General features: G+C 68.6%; 18 protein-coding genes. 6 read left to right on the top strand and 12 right to left on the bottom strand.

What is annotated here, in order from left to right:
• Positions 1-21 precede the first annotated feature (21 nt).
• Positions 22-390, bottom strand: a complete 369-nt coding sequence (locus AB0L60_RS22545; RefSeq protein WP_364617082.1) for a Fic family protein — start codon at positions 388-390, stop codon at positions 22-24.
• Positions 391-395: 5 nt separating this feature from the next.
• The gene (locus tag AB0L60_RS22540; protein WP_364617080.1) at positions 396-608 is read right to left on the bottom strand and encodes a toxin-antitoxin system HicB family antitoxin; all 213 of its coding nucleotides are present in this window, start codon (positions 606-608) and stop codon (positions 396-398) included.
• A 97-nt stretch (positions 609-705) separates the two neighbouring features.
• Here AB0L60_RS22540 and AB0L60_RS22535 point away from each other — a divergent pair, with 97 nt between their 5' ends.
• Positions 706-1308 (top strand): ATP-dependent Clp protease proteolytic subunit, encoded by a 603-nt coding sequence (locus AB0L60_RS22535; RefSeq protein WP_354834686.1) that lies wholly within the window; start codon positions 706-708, stop codon positions 1306-1308.
• On the top strand, positions 1305-1895 hold the full coding sequence (locus AB0L60_RS22530; protein WP_354834683.1) for an ATP-dependent Clp protease proteolytic subunit: 591 nt from the start codon (positions 1305-1307) through the stop codon (positions 1893-1895). The genes AB0L60_RS22535 and AB0L60_RS22530 overlap by 4 nt, the downstream gene beginning before the upstream one ends.
• A 69-nt stretch (positions 1896-1964) precedes the next feature.
• On the opposite strand, the gene AB0L60_RS22525 is transcribed toward AB0L60_RS22530, so the two are convergent.
• The 5 genes from AB0L60_RS22525 to AB0L60_RS22505 form a co-directional block, all read right to left on the bottom strand.
• The gene (locus AB0L60_RS22525; protein ID WP_364617077.1) at positions 1965-2354 is read right to left on the bottom strand and encodes a helix-turn-helix transcriptional regulator; all 390 of its coding nucleotides are present in this window, start codon (positions 2352-2354) and stop codon (positions 1965-1967) included.
• 177 nt (positions 2355-2531) lie between these two features.
• Positions 2532-2999: a DUF5130 domain-containing protein gene (locus AB0L60_RS22520; RefSeq protein WP_364617075.1), complete on the bottom strand. Its 468-nt coding sequence runs from the start codon at positions 2997-2999 to the stop codon at positions 2532-2534.
• On the bottom strand, positions 2986-3264 hold the full coding sequence (locus AB0L60_RS22515; protein ID WP_328289985.1) for a hypothetical protein: 279 nt from the start codon (positions 3262-3264) through the stop codon (positions 2986-2988). The genes AB0L60_RS22520 and AB0L60_RS22515 overlap by 14 nt, the downstream gene beginning before the upstream one ends.
• A 77-nt stretch (positions 3265-3341) precedes the next feature.
• The gene (locus AB0L60_RS22510) at positions 3342-4943 is read right to left on the bottom strand and encodes a glycoside hydrolase family 13 protein (protein WP_364617072.1); all 1602 of its coding nucleotides are present in this window, start codon (positions 4941-4943) and stop codon (positions 3342-3344) included.
• Between the two features lie 134 nt (positions 4944-5077).
• The gene (locus AB0L60_RS22505) at positions 5078-5482 is read right to left on the bottom strand and encodes a globin (protein WP_354834671.1); all 405 of its coding nucleotides are present in this window, start codon (positions 5480-5482) and stop codon (positions 5078-5080) included.
• A gap of 267 nt (positions 5483-5749) precedes the next feature.
• Between AB0L60_RS22505 and AB0L60_RS22500 the strand changes: the two genes are divergently transcribed.
• Complete coding sequence (locus AB0L60_RS22500) at positions 5750-6481, top strand: HNH endonuclease (RefSeq protein WP_354834668.1); 732 nt, start codon at positions 5750-5752, stop codon at positions 6479-6481.
• Between the two features lie 4 nt (positions 6482-6485).
• On the opposite strand, the gene AB0L60_RS22495 is transcribed toward AB0L60_RS22500, so the two are convergent.
• On the bottom strand, positions 6486-6941 hold the full coding sequence (locus AB0L60_RS22495) for a MarR family winged helix-turn-helix transcriptional regulator (protein WP_364617069.1): 456 nt from the start codon (positions 6939-6941) through the stop codon (positions 6486-6488).
• A gap of 60 nt (positions 6942-7001) precedes the next feature.
• On the opposite strand from AB0L60_RS22495, the gene AB0L60_RS22490 reads away from it, so the two are divergent.
• The gene (locus AB0L60_RS22490; RefSeq protein WP_364617067.1) at positions 7002-7364 is read left to right on the top strand and encodes a hypothetical protein; all 363 of its coding nucleotides are present in this window, start codon (positions 7002-7004) and stop codon (positions 7362-7364) included.
• 30 nt (positions 7365-7394) lie between these two features.
• On the opposite strand, the gene AB0L60_RS22485 is transcribed toward AB0L60_RS22490, so the two are convergent.
• Positions 7395-8045 (bottom strand): XRE family transcriptional regulator, encoded by a 651-nt coding sequence (locus AB0L60_RS22485; RefSeq protein ID WP_364617065.1) that lies wholly within the window; start codon positions 8043-8045, stop codon positions 7395-7397.
• A gap of 62 nt (positions 8046-8107) precedes the next feature.
• Between AB0L60_RS22485 and AB0L60_RS22480 the strand changes: the two genes are divergently transcribed.
• Entirely contained in the window at positions 8108-8854 is a 747-nt protein-coding gene (locus AB0L60_RS22480) for an AzlC family ABC transporter permease (protein ID WP_364617063.1), read from the top strand.
• Positions 8855-8897: 43 nt separating this feature from the next.
• Positions 8898-9215 (top strand): AzlD domain-containing protein, encoded by a 318-nt coding sequence (locus AB0L60_RS22475; RefSeq protein WP_364617061.1) that lies wholly within the window; start codon positions 8898-8900, stop codon positions 9213-9215.
• A 53-nt stretch (positions 9216-9268) separates the two neighbouring features.
• On the opposite strand, the gene AB0L60_RS22470 is transcribed toward AB0L60_RS22475, so the two are convergent.
• The 3 genes from AB0L60_RS22470 to AB0L60_RS22460 all read right to left on the bottom strand — a co-directional run bounded on the left by AB0L60_RS22470 (position 9269) and on the right by AB0L60_RS22460 (position 11427).
• Entirely contained in the window at positions 9269-9997 is a 729-nt protein-coding gene (locus AB0L60_RS22470; protein ID WP_364617059.1) for a dienelactone hydrolase family protein, read from the bottom strand.
• Between the two features lie 346 nt (positions 9998-10343).
• Entirely contained in the window at positions 10344-11018 is a 675-nt protein-coding gene (locus AB0L60_RS22465) for a hypothetical protein (protein WP_364617057.1), read from the bottom strand.
• 13 nt (positions 11019-11031) lie between these two features.
• Positions 11032-11427, bottom strand: a complete 396-nt coding sequence (locus tag AB0L60_RS22460) for a thioesterase family protein (protein WP_364617408.1) — start codon at positions 11425-11427, stop codon at positions 11032-11034.
• Positions 11428-11488 lie beyond the last annotated feature (61 nt).

Here is an 11488-nt window from a genome sequence, read left to right as displayed (position 1 = left end):
CGGAACCGCCAGGGCATCAGCTTAGACACCTGTGAGCGGACGTACCTGAAGTTGGTCTGCGATCCATGTGACGTCGGTCGGCTCGTTCACGATTGTCTCGATGAGGTCCACCAACGCGCGGCCACTGACGGTCGCGGTCTGCTGGTAGCAACGCAGGGTCAAAAGAACCGCAACCCACGCTGTCTGCTTGTTCCCTTCGGTGAACGGCCGATCGCGGATTACCGACTGAAACACTGCCGCCGCCTTCAACGCTGGCGTTGGATACGCCTGCTCGCCGAGTACAACGGCATCGGCCCGGTTCGCTGCGGCGGCCACCAGCCCTAGATCGCGAATGCGGCCTTGGCCCTCGGTGACGCGAATATTGCATTTGATGAGCGCTTCTGGCCGCATGGTACTTATTCGTAGTCGCGGATCATCGCGAGCACATCTGCCTGTTCCGCCATGATGCGATCGAGAATCGCGTCTTCGCGCCGCTCGGCCGCACGAGCGGTCACCCAGGACCTGACCGCTTCACAGACCGCGGAGTTCAGCGACATGTGACCTGCTTCAGCCTCTGCCGCAGCGGCGGCGTGCAAGTCATCAGGAAACCGGACGTTCACACTAGGCATAGCACCACTTTAGCACCACACATTGCGCTGCTGAGGGCGGATCCGCTCACAGCAGCGCGGCAGGACTTCCGGTGATGCGCTGCGGCACCGTGAAGGCATGGCAGAGAACAAGACTCCGATGTTCAACTGGCACACCAGGGAACAGCTCTTCGCCCGCCGGGTGCTCGTACTGGACGGACCGCTCGACGACGACAACGGCACGCTGCTCATGACCCAGCTGCTCACGCTGGCGGCCGAGGATCCCGAGGCCGACATCTCGCTGTGGATCCACTCGCCCGGCGGGTCCGTGCCCGCCATGCTCGCCATCCGCGACGTCATGCGGCTGGTGCCGGGCACGGTGTCCACACTGGCCCTCGGATTGGCCTGCAGCGCGGGACAATTCCTGCTGTCGGCGGGGACACCCGGGCACCGCTACGCCCTCCCGCACGCCCGCATCCTCATGCACCAGGGTTCGGCGGGCATCGGCGGCAGCGCCGTCGAGGTGGAGGTACAGGCCGACGACCTGCGCTACACCGTGCAGACCGTCCTCGGCCTGATTGCCGCCGACACCGGCCAGCCCTACGACCAGGTCTTCGAGGACTCCCTGCACGACCGCTGGTTCACCGCGACGCAGGCCCGCGAGTACGGCTTCATCGACGGCATCGTGGACTCCTTCCACCAGGTCGTCCCGCAGCGCCAGAAGCTGGGGATCTCGGCATGAGCAGCTACACGATTCCCAATGTGATCGCCCGCGACCCGCGCGGGGAGCGGATCATGGACGTCTACTCGCATCTGCTCACCGAACGCATCGTCTATCTCGGCACGCCCATCGACTCCGGTGTCGCCAATGCCCTGATCGCCCAGCTCCTCCACCTGGACGCGGAAAGTCCGGGCCAGGACATCAACCTCTACATCAACTGCGAGGGCGGCGACCTGCCGGCCATGCTCGCGGTCTACGACACCATGCAGCACATTCAGTCCCCCGTGGTGACCACCTGCGTCGGCCAGGCCATCGCGGTGGGCGCCGTGCTGCTTGCCGGCGGCGCGAAGGGCCGCCGCAATGTCCTCCCGCACTCTCGAATCGTCCTGCACCAGCCCGCGATTCGAGGTCAGGGCACCATCCCCGACCTGATCCTGCAGGCCGACGAAATCGTCCGCATGCGCGCCCAGATCGAAGCCATCCTCGCCACCCACACCGGCCAGTCCGCGGAAACCCTGCGCCGCGACACCGATCGCGACCGGGTCTTCACCGCGCGAACGGCGCTCGACTACGGCCTGGCCGACCACCTCCTCGGCCCCCGCGCCTGAATGGCGACGAGCATGCGCTGGTGCACGCACAACGCCGAAAAGGCAGGTGCGCCAACGCATGCTCGGGGATCAGGCGGCCAGCAGGACGGGGGAGATCGCCAGCGGCGAGATGGCCGGATGCCGGGCCGGGGCGGGACGGGCGCGAAGCAGGTCCTCGGCCACCTGCCGTGTGAGCGAACCCAAGCTGGTGCCCAGAGCCCCCGCCAAGGCCGCGATCATCTCGCTGGACGGCTCCTTGCGCCCCCGTTCGACCTCGGACAGGTACTGCGGCGAAATACCGGCTCGCCCAGCCGTTTCCGTCAGCTTCTCCCCCCGCTCCAGCCGAAGCGAGCGCAGCTGACCGCCGAGTGCCTCCCGCCACAGCGGCTCACGCACCGGCGCCGGACGCACCACCCGTCGCACCACGGCCCCTTCGTCGAGACCACCGGGAATTGCTTGCAAACGCGGATGCTCGGCCATCTCCCGAGCGTAAATTCCCCCACCCCGCCCCTGCGCCCCGATCTGCTCAGGGCGAAATGTCGTTCGGGGCGTACGGGGATCGGTGCCCCACCTTCACCCCTCGGGGTTTGGGGGCTGAGCCCCCAAACGTCCCTTGGGGTTTCGGGGGCGAAGCCCCCGAGAAGAGCCGAGAATCGGCTAGACCCGCCCGATGGCGGCGGCCATCACGCGCACGGCCGAGACCAGGCCGTCGATCAGCTCGCCCTGACGGAAGGAGCTGGTGGCGGCGGTGGCGCCGAGCTGGCAGACGCGGTCGTTGGCGCGTTCGGCGACGTCGCGGCCGGAGCGCACCTCGACGGAGTTGGTGTTCGGGTCCACCGCGATGAGCACCGAGCGGGCGGCCTCGGGGGTGGAGGGGAACAGGGCGTCCACGCCGGCGGCCGAGTCGGAGCCCAGGTCACCGATGTAGATGTTGAAGCGCACCTTGGTGGCGCGGGTGGCGTCGGTGAGCGCATTGTCCATGAGCAGCCGCTCGCGGTCACTGAACGGCGCTTCCTTGAAGACGTCGCCGGCCTCGTGCACACCGGAGACGCGTCCACTCGTGGTGATCGCGTAACCGTGGGGTAGGTCGGCCTCGTCCACCGCGGGCCAATTAGAACTTGCCACTTGCCCGGCCTCCGATCAGCTCCGCGTGGGCGGATTCGATAGCCGCATGGTCACCATGCGAATCAGCAGTGTCGTGGTGGCCGGATCCGGTCACCTCGTCGGTCGCGCTCCACAGCACCGGGGGCTGGGTCCACTTCGCACCGAGTTCGTAGTGTTCCGGCTTCTTGCCGGGCAGCGGCTTGCCGAGGAACGACAATCCGGCGATCACCAGATAGATCGCGACCGGGATGCCGACGTAGATCAGCACTGTCTGGAGAATGCTCACGGGCCAACGGTAGTCGATGCCCGTGTGACTACTACGACCGGTAAGGGTTAGTGCGGCCGTGTCGTGACAAACCCCTTTCAGACCAGCCAGGCCGTCGAGTTCGCGGGAAGTTCCCGCCGCGCATTGATCGCCGCGCTCGCCAGCAGCACCTCACCCGCGGGGAGCAGGATCGGCGCATCGGTGGCATTGAGCACGCACAGCAGACCGCCCTCGCGCCGGAACGCGAGGCAGCCGGGCGGACTCGCGTACCACTCCAGCCCGACCCCCCCGAATTCCGGCCGGACGGCCCGCAATTCGATCGCCATCCGGTACAGCGACAGCATGGAATCCAATCGCTCCAGCTGCGCCTCCACGGTCAGCGCCGCCCACTCCGGCGGCATGGGCAGCCACGGCACCCCCGTCGTGAACCCGAACGGCGGCGACTCACCCTCCCACGGCAGCGGCACCCGGCAGCCGTCCCGGCCGCGCTCGGTGTGCCCGGAGCGTTCCCAGGTGGGGTCCTGCAGCGCCCACTCGGGGAGGTCGTCCACATTGGCCAGCCCCAATTCGGCTCCGTTGTAGACGAATACGCTGCCCGGCAGCGCCAGCTCCAGCAGGATCATGGCCCGCGCCCGCGCCTGTCCGACGTGCCCGCCGCCGTAGCGGGTGACCTCGCGCTCGATGTCGTGGTTGGACAGCGTCCAGGTGGGCGTCGCGCCGACCCCGGCCACCGCGCGCAGCGAATTGTCCACGGCCGCGCGGATCCGATCCGGCCGGAAGGGCGTCTGGGCGAGCCGGAAATTGAAGGCCAGGTGCAGTTCATCGGGCCGGACGTATTCGCCGAAGCGGGTGTTGTCGTCGATCCACACCTCGCCGATGGCGACCGCGTGCGGATACTCGTCCATCACCTTCCGGATCCGCCGGTGGATGTCGTGCGCGCCGGGGTTGTTGAAGCGCGGATCGTCGTCCTCGAGGTGGAGCATCCGGGTGTCGACGCGCTCCATGTCGGGCAGGCCCGGGGGTTTCGCCATGCCGTGCGCCACGTCGATCCGGAAGCCGTCCACGCCGCGGTCCAGCCAGAACCGCAGGGTTTGTTCGAAATCGGCTGCGACCTCAGGGTTCTCCCAATTCAGGTCGGGTTGTTCGGCGGCGAAGATGTGCAGATACCACTGCCCCGGTCTACCGTCCGGTTCGATCACCCGGGTCCAGGCCGGACCACCGAAGATGCTCGGCCAGTTGTTCGGCGGCACAGCGCCGTCCGGCCCACGACCGTCGCGGAAGAAGTACCGCGCCCGCTCCGGACTCCCCGGCCCTGCCGCCAGCGCCGCCCGGAACCACGGGTGCTGATCGCTGGTGTGGTTGGGCACCAGGTCCATGGTCACCCGCATGGCACGGTCGTGCGCCTCGGCGATGATCTCGTCCAGCGCCCCGAGGCCGCCGAACAGTGGGTCGATGTCGCGCGGGTCCGACACGTCGTAGCCGCCGTCGGCCATGGGCGAGCGCATCACCGGGCAGATCCACAGCGCGTCCACCCCGAGTAGCTCGAGATACCCCAAACGGTCACGCAGTCCACCCAGATCACCGACACCGTCACCGCCGGAATCGGCGAAGGAACGCGGGTACACCTGGTAGAACACAGCCGATCGCCACCACGGAGCCGGATCAGCCCCGCCCCCGGCTGCGGCGGAAAAATCAGTCACAGCCGTAATGGTGCCAAAGCACAGTGACTTTCGCGGTCACGTCGAATGGACTTGTCCAGTTTCAGCAAATGACCAGCGGGTAGCTGCGGGCGCCCGGAAACACTGTGAGGCGCTGGTATTTCTGCGGATCGAACTCAGAAAGGCGAGTTGATCAGCGAATTCGCGGCCATCTCGAAGTAGTCGAGCAGCTGCTGCCGGTGCGCATCATTGAGCACCTCCGGCTCGATTTCCGCCACCGCGATGCGCATGGCCCGCAGCCACGCGTCCCGCTCGATCGGCCCGACCTTGAACGGCATGTGCCGCATCCGCAGGCGCGGATGCCCGCGCTCGTCGGAGTAGGTCCGCGGCCCGCCCCAGTACTGCTCCAGGAACATCCGCAGGCGTCGCTCGGCGGGGCCCAGGTCCTGCTCCGGATACAGCGGCCGCAATACCTCGTCCTGCGCCACCTCGCGGTAGAACGCCGCGACGATCCGATGGAACGTCTTCTCGCCGCCCACGGCCTGATAGAAGGAGGTTGCAGTCTGCTCGCCGGAAGTCACGTCCCCATTGTGCCCACTCCCGCGACGTCCGGCCCGGGTGCACCCTCGATGCGGCCGATCGACGCCGCCCAGCACACCGTTCGCAGCTCGGAACAGCGTTTCTGGACACCCGGCCGGCTCGCGTGCACGATTGTCACGTCCCGTTCATCCGAATGTGCCCGACAATGTGCGAAATCACCGTGCAATATGCGGCAAGTCATGGTCAACTGGGTGGCAGTCTGCCGAGATACCACACAATCGGACGAATACGAAACCGGGGTATGGCCCATGAAGCAGCGGCACGGCGCCCGACACGAGGCGCGGACCCATCGACAACTCCAGCCCGCCGACGTCCACAATCGTGGGTCGGGGGCTACTCCGCTGCACTTGCTGTCCGAACATTCTCATTCCGAGCATCACCTGGGCGCTCATCCCGAGCCCGCCCATCCGGGCGACCATCGCGAGCACGCGCATCATCCGCCCACCGCAGCACCCGTTCCCGCCTGGGCCAAACGCCGCGTGCTGCTGCTGAACGCCACGTACGAGCCGCTCACCGCCCTGTCCGCACGTCGCGCCATCGTGCTGCTGATCTGCGACAAGGCCGACACCGTGCACGACAATCCGGAGGGTCCGGTCGTGCATTCCGCCGGTACCTCGGTGGCGCTCCCCTCGGTCATCCGACTACGCAACTACGTGCGCGTCCCCTACCGGGCACGGGTACCCATGACCCGAGCCGCCCTCATGCATCGCGACCGCTACCGCTGCGCCTACTGCGGCGGCAAGGCCGAAACCATCGATCACGTCATTCCGCGCAGCCGCGGCGGCGCCCACTCATGGGAGAACTGCGTCGCGTCCTGCGCCCCCTGCAATCACCGCAAGGCCGACAAGCTCCTGAGCGAACTGGGCTGGACGCTGCACCATCCGATGGTCGCGCCGAAGGGGCCGCACTGGCGGTTGCTGTCGGCCAGCTCGGAACTGGATCCGATGTGGCTGCAGTACCTCGGCGAGGGCGCGGCCTGACGCGTCACTCGCCCGTGGGCAGACCGGCTTCGGCGGCCAGTACGCCGAGCGCGCGCAGGAAGGCCGTGCGCTCCTTCGCGGTCAGCCCGGCGGTGAGTTCGTCGTCGAGGTCTCGCGCGGCCTTTTCGCATTCCGCCAGCAGCGTGTAGCCGTGCCCAGTGAGCGTCAGCACCTGCCGGCGCCGGTCCCCGGGATCACGCACGCGCTCGATCGCGCCGAGTCGTTCCAGATGATCGGCCAGCGCCACCACCAGGCTCGGCGCGACGCCGAGCCGGCCCGCCAATTCCTGCTGTGACGCGGCCTCGCCGTGGCTCAGCGCGGTCATCAGCCCCGCGTGCTTGGGCTTCAGATCGAGGGTTTCGATGCGCGCGGCGAAGCGGTCGGCGACCACCGAACCCACCGTGCCCAGCCGGAACGAGACGGTCTTCGGGAGTGCGGTCGGCTTCTTGACATCGTTCACGAGTCAGATGATACTTCCCTCGAAACATTCAGACCATGAATGATTTAGGGAGTGAAGGAAATGGACGCGTACACCGGAATCGCCATCGCGAACGCGGCGGTCGCCTTGATCTCGGGAGTCTCCAGCGTGGTGGGCATGGCACGGCCCGCGATGGCGATGCCGGACGGTGACCAGATCAATGCGGGCACACGGTTTTTCGCGTATGCGTACGGGGCGCGGGCGGTGCCGCTGAGCATCGTGATGCTGATCCTGCTCGCGATCGGGGCCCGCAGCGGACTCGCGCCGATCCTGGTGGTCGCCGGACTGGCTCAGCTCGGCGACGCGGTCATCGGTGCGGGACGACGCAACTGGCCGATGGCGGCCACCTGCGTCGGATTGGCGGCCGTGCACCTGCTGTCCGCCTGGTGGGTGGGCGTTCAGTGAGATCGGCTGCGCCGCGGCCGGATTCGCGGATCAGCTGTATTCGCTGACCAGCAGGGCCCAGGTGCCCGGCTCGAGGGCCTCGAAGACGTGCGGCAGATCGCCGGGGTAGCAGATGTAGTCGCCGGGCCCGAGTTCCACCGGATCCTCGGCGAGCCCGACCTTGGCGCGACCGGCGCACAGCACAATGTGCTCGACGACGCCGCGGGAGTGCGGGGCGGAGTCGCGCGGGTGACCGGGTTCAGCGGTGACGCGATACACGTCACGGCGAGCCGCGGGCGGGGAGGCCGCGAGCAGGGTGGTCCGGTACTCGGACCGCGCCGAGGCGAGGACCGGCCCCTCACCCGCGCGGATCACCTGAACCTGCGGAGTGGGGGGATCCAGCAGCCGCGAGAACTGGATATCGAGGGCGAGGCAGAGCGCCCACAGCGTTTCGATGCTGGGGTTGCCGGAGCCCGATTCCAGTTGGGACAGTGTGGATTTGGCGATCCCGGCGCGACGGGCGACCTCGGTCAGCGAGAGTCCGGAGCGAGCCCGCTCCCGGCGCAGAGCGGCGGCGATCGCCTCCTGCGGCGACGCGGGCGCCTGCTGCGGGGACGCCGGCACCTGCGGGACAGACTCGGGCACCTGCGGGGCAGACACAGGCTCGGAGCGGTCGGACTGCTGGGTCATGGTGGCGTTCACAGTACCGGGATGTCGGCACGTCCCTTTGACGAACCCGGCAGGTTGTGTTCATTATAGAAAACATGCGTTCGGCATGGCGAACACTCGATCGGGGTGTGCTCACAGGTATCGCGGCGATCTGCCTGGCAGTCGCCATGATCGGCGTATCCTACGGCGCTACCGCGGTGACCTCCGGACTGCCCGGCTGGCTGCCGGTGCTCATGAGTGTCGCCGTCGTGGCCGGCGGCTCGGAATTCGTCTTCATCGGCATTCTCACCGCCGGCGGCGGGCTGGTCGCCGCCGTGCTGGCGGGACTGCTGGTCAACGCCCGGCACCTGCCCTACGGACTGTCCGTGCCCGATGTGGTCGGCACCGGCTGGCGGCGGCTGCTGGGCACCCACGTCATGAACGACGAATCGGTGGCCATGGCCCTGGCCCAGCCGGATCGGGATCGGCGGCGCGCCGCCTACTGGGTGTGCGGGCTCTCGGTGCTGGCCGCGTGGCCGCTGGGCGCGGCGCTCGGCGCCATGCTCGGCGCGGTGGTGCCCGACCCCAGTGAGTTCGGTCTGGACGCCGTCTTCCCGGCCGTACTGTTCTCGCTGGTGCTGCCCGCCCTGCGCGAACCCCTCACCCGCACCGCCGCTCTGGCCGGCGCGGTGGTGGCCGCGGCGACCACGCCGTTCCTGGGCGCGGGGCTGCCGGTACTGCTCGCGCTGACCGCGGTACTGCTGGTCGTGCGCCGCGCGGGCACGAGCGAAGCCACCACCACCGCGAACGCGGATCAGGCGGCGAGGACCGAGAGCACCACCGCCGCGGCCGGGACCGTGTGATGCGGGCGATCTTTCGACGGCTGGGCTGCAGGAGCGCGCGCCGATGACCAAGACTCTCCTGGTGGGTGCCCTGGCATTGGCCATGGGCACCTTCGCCTTCCGATTCGCCGGGCCGCTGTTGCGAAGCCGGGTCAAGATTTCGCCGCGTACCATCCGGCTGCTGGAGATCGCGTCGGTCGTGCTGCTCACCGCGCTGGCGGTCACCACGCTCGTGCCCACGGGCAGCGGCCAATTCGGGTGGGCGCTGCCCGCGGGCGTGCTGGTCGCGGCGGGGCTGGCATGGAAGCGCGCGCCGCTGCTGGTGGTGATCCTCGCCGCGGCGGTGGTCACGGCGGGGCTGCGGATGCTCGGCGTGCACTGAGGAACAAGTCCTCGGCGTCTGCTGAAGAGCGAGTCCTCGGCGTGCCGAACTCGCTAGCCGCGCAGCAGGTCCGCAAGCCGGGCCCAGGAATCCTCGGCGACCTCGGGCTGGTACCAATCGCGGCCGGGGAAGAGGAAGCCGTGTGGGGCGTCGTCGTAGACCACGATCTCGTGCTGGATATTGGCCGTGCTCAGCGCCTCTTCGAGTTCGTCGCGAGCCTCGGCGTCGATCAGCGGGTCCTCACCGCCGAAGAACAACACGACCCGGCCTGTGATGCCGGGGGTGGCCTCGACGGTGGGTTCGGGTGTGGACAGCGGGATAGCGGTATTGGTGAGCCAGCCCGGGTAGAACGCGGCGGTGGCGGCCAGCGGGAGTTGAGTGGCGGCGTAGTAGGCGACGTGCCCGCCCGCGCTGAAGCCGACCATGTTCAGCGAGACCGCTCCGCGGCCGCGCAATTCGTCGAGACAGGCCGAGACATCGTCGACCACCCCGGGACGGGTCAGGGTGCGCAGCAGTTCCAGGCCGCGTTCCCGGTCAACGTGCAATTCCAGCTCGGCGCGCGGCGCGACGCGGTGGAACAGGTCCGGCAGGACGGCGATGACGCCCAGGGACGCCAGGTGGTCGACGGCCGCTCGCGCCGTGGCGTGCTGGCCGTAGATCTCATGTCCCACAACGACTCCGGGATACTCACCCGGTTCCGCCGGACGGGCCACATAGGCGCTCATCACGGCATCGCCGACCTTCAGGCCGATCCACTCGGTCACGATTGCGGCATCGCTCATGCCGCCAAGGTAATCGGCACGGGGCGGGGCGACCAATCGTTGCGGCTATGCCGGCCATCGCGATTCCGATGGCCGGCGGACCGGCTGTCGCGTCAGCCACCCACTGCGGGCGCGAAGGCCGGAGCCAGCAGGGCGATACCCAGCGCCACACCCGCGAGAATGCACCTCAGGATCGTCATGATGATGGCCCCTCCCTGTGGTTGCGTTCGGCCCGACTCGAACCTAGCCGGGCTCGAAAAATCTTACGAGCCAAAATATTCGGTGCCCCGCGCATTGGGGGCGGGTTCGGGCGGGACTCGGTGCCGGAAGGGCGGCGGAGCCTCGATGCGGGAGCAACGGCAGAGTCTCAGTGCGGGAGCAGCGGCAGGGCGGGGCCGCGACGGCGGGCCACCGAACCGTAGCGGGCGTCCAGGCGCAGCCAGGTACGAGCCGCACGCACCCGCACGATCTCGTCCACCGAGATGCGGCGGGAGTCGGTCTTCTCGCCGCCGTGCGGAATGAAATCCATGGCGGCGAGGGCGAACACCACCCGCATGGGCACCTCGACCTGCTCGCCGCCGCCGGATACGGTCAGTACCGTCTGATCCAGCAGGGCGGCCGGCGGGCCGTGCTGGCTGCCGTGCTCCTGCGCCAATTCGGCTCCGCGCTCGGCCAATTCGACGAGCATGCGGGCGGGCACGTCCTCCACATGGACGAAGCCCGCCTCCGGCGGCAGCGCGGCGCGCCAGGCGGAGTCCATGGCATAGCCGAGCCCGAACGCGGCGCCCGCGTCCGGCCCTTGCAGCCCGGCGAGGACGGCGTCCGCGCCGACGGACACATCGTCCGTCCCGAGCTCGGCCACCACCGTGCGCACCGCCAGTGCCTCGAATCCGGTGGTCGCCCAGGCGGAGACGTAGCGGTGCCCGCGCCGACGCAGCCGGATGACGGCCGCCGGGTCGAGACGGACGGCGTGCGTGATGAAGGTGGCCAGATTCTCGCGTTCCGCGGGATCCGGAACGTGCAGGGTCAGTTGTCCCGACAACGGTCGTGCTCGATCAGTCGGCCAGCCACTGCGCGAGGTAGTCGCGTTCCTCGGCGGTGAGGCGGCGTAGGCGCTGGGTGTCGATATCGAAGGCGGCCAGCTGGGTGGAGGCGACCACCGCCGGCGGGGAGTCCGGGGCGGCGCCGGCTGCGCGCACCTCGTAGCCGACGGTGAAGTCCACCGCGCGCAGCCGGTCGATCCACATGGACACGTCCAGCGGCGAATCCTCGTGGCGGAGCTGGCCCTTGTACTGCACCCGCAGATCGACCAGCACACAGCCAGACCGCAGCGCAACCGTCGGTCGCTCATCCAGGAACAGCCACGGGATGCGGGCCTCCTCCAGCAGGGTGACCATGCGGGCATGGTTGATGTGCTGGAAGGCGTCCATATCCGACCAGCGCACCTCCACCGTGGTGTGGAAACGCTTCGGCTCGGCCGAGACCGGGGATACCCCCGGACTCGGTGCTGCC

The organism is Nocardia sp. NPDC051981 (assembly GCF_040680715.1).
Lineage (GTDB): Bacteria > Actinomycetota > Actinomycetes > Mycobacteriales > Mycobacteriaceae > Nocardia.
Note: the sequence above shows the minus strand (reverse complement) of the source record. Positions and strands in the feature narration are given on the sequence as shown.

Coding starts and splice junctions, on each gene's coding strand:
- AB0L60_RS22545 (WP_364617082.1), bottom strand. CDS start 390: ATGCGGCCAGAAGCGCTCATCAAATGCAATATTCGCGTCACCGAGGGC.
- AB0L60_RS22540 (WP_364617080.1), bottom strand. CDS start 608: ATGCCTAGTGTGAACGTCCGGTTTCCTGATGACTTGCACGCCGCCGCT.
- AB0L60_RS22535 (WP_354834686.1), top strand. CDS start 706: ATGGCAGAGAACAAGACTCCGATGTTCAACTGGCACACCAGGGAACAG.
- AB0L60_RS22530 (WP_354834683.1), top strand. CDS start 1,305: ATGAGCAGCTACACGATTCCCAATGTGATCGCCCGCGACCCGCGCGGG.
- AB0L60_RS22525 (WP_364617077.1), bottom strand. CDS start 2,354: ATGGCCGAGCATCCGCGTTTGCAAGCAATTCCCGGTGGTCTCGACGAA.
- AB0L60_RS22500 (WP_354834668.1), top strand. CDS start 5,750: ATGAAGCAGCGGCACGGCGCCCGACACGAGGCGCGGACCCATCGACAA.
- AB0L60_RS22490 (WP_364617067.1), top strand. CDS start 7,002: ATGGACGCGTACACCGGAATCGCCATCGCGAACGCGGCGGTCGCCTTG.
- AB0L60_RS22480 (WP_364617063.1), top strand. CDS start 8,108: ATGCGTTCGGCATGGCGAACACTCGATCGGGGTGTGCTCACAGGTATC.
- AB0L60_RS22475 (WP_364617061.1), top strand. CDS start 8,898: ATGACCAAGACTCTCCTGGTGGGTGCCCTGGCATTGGCCATGGGCACC.
- AB0L60_RS22470 (WP_364617059.1), bottom strand. CDS start 9,997: ATGAGCGATGCCGCAATCGTGACCGAGTGGATCGGCCTGAAGGTCGGC.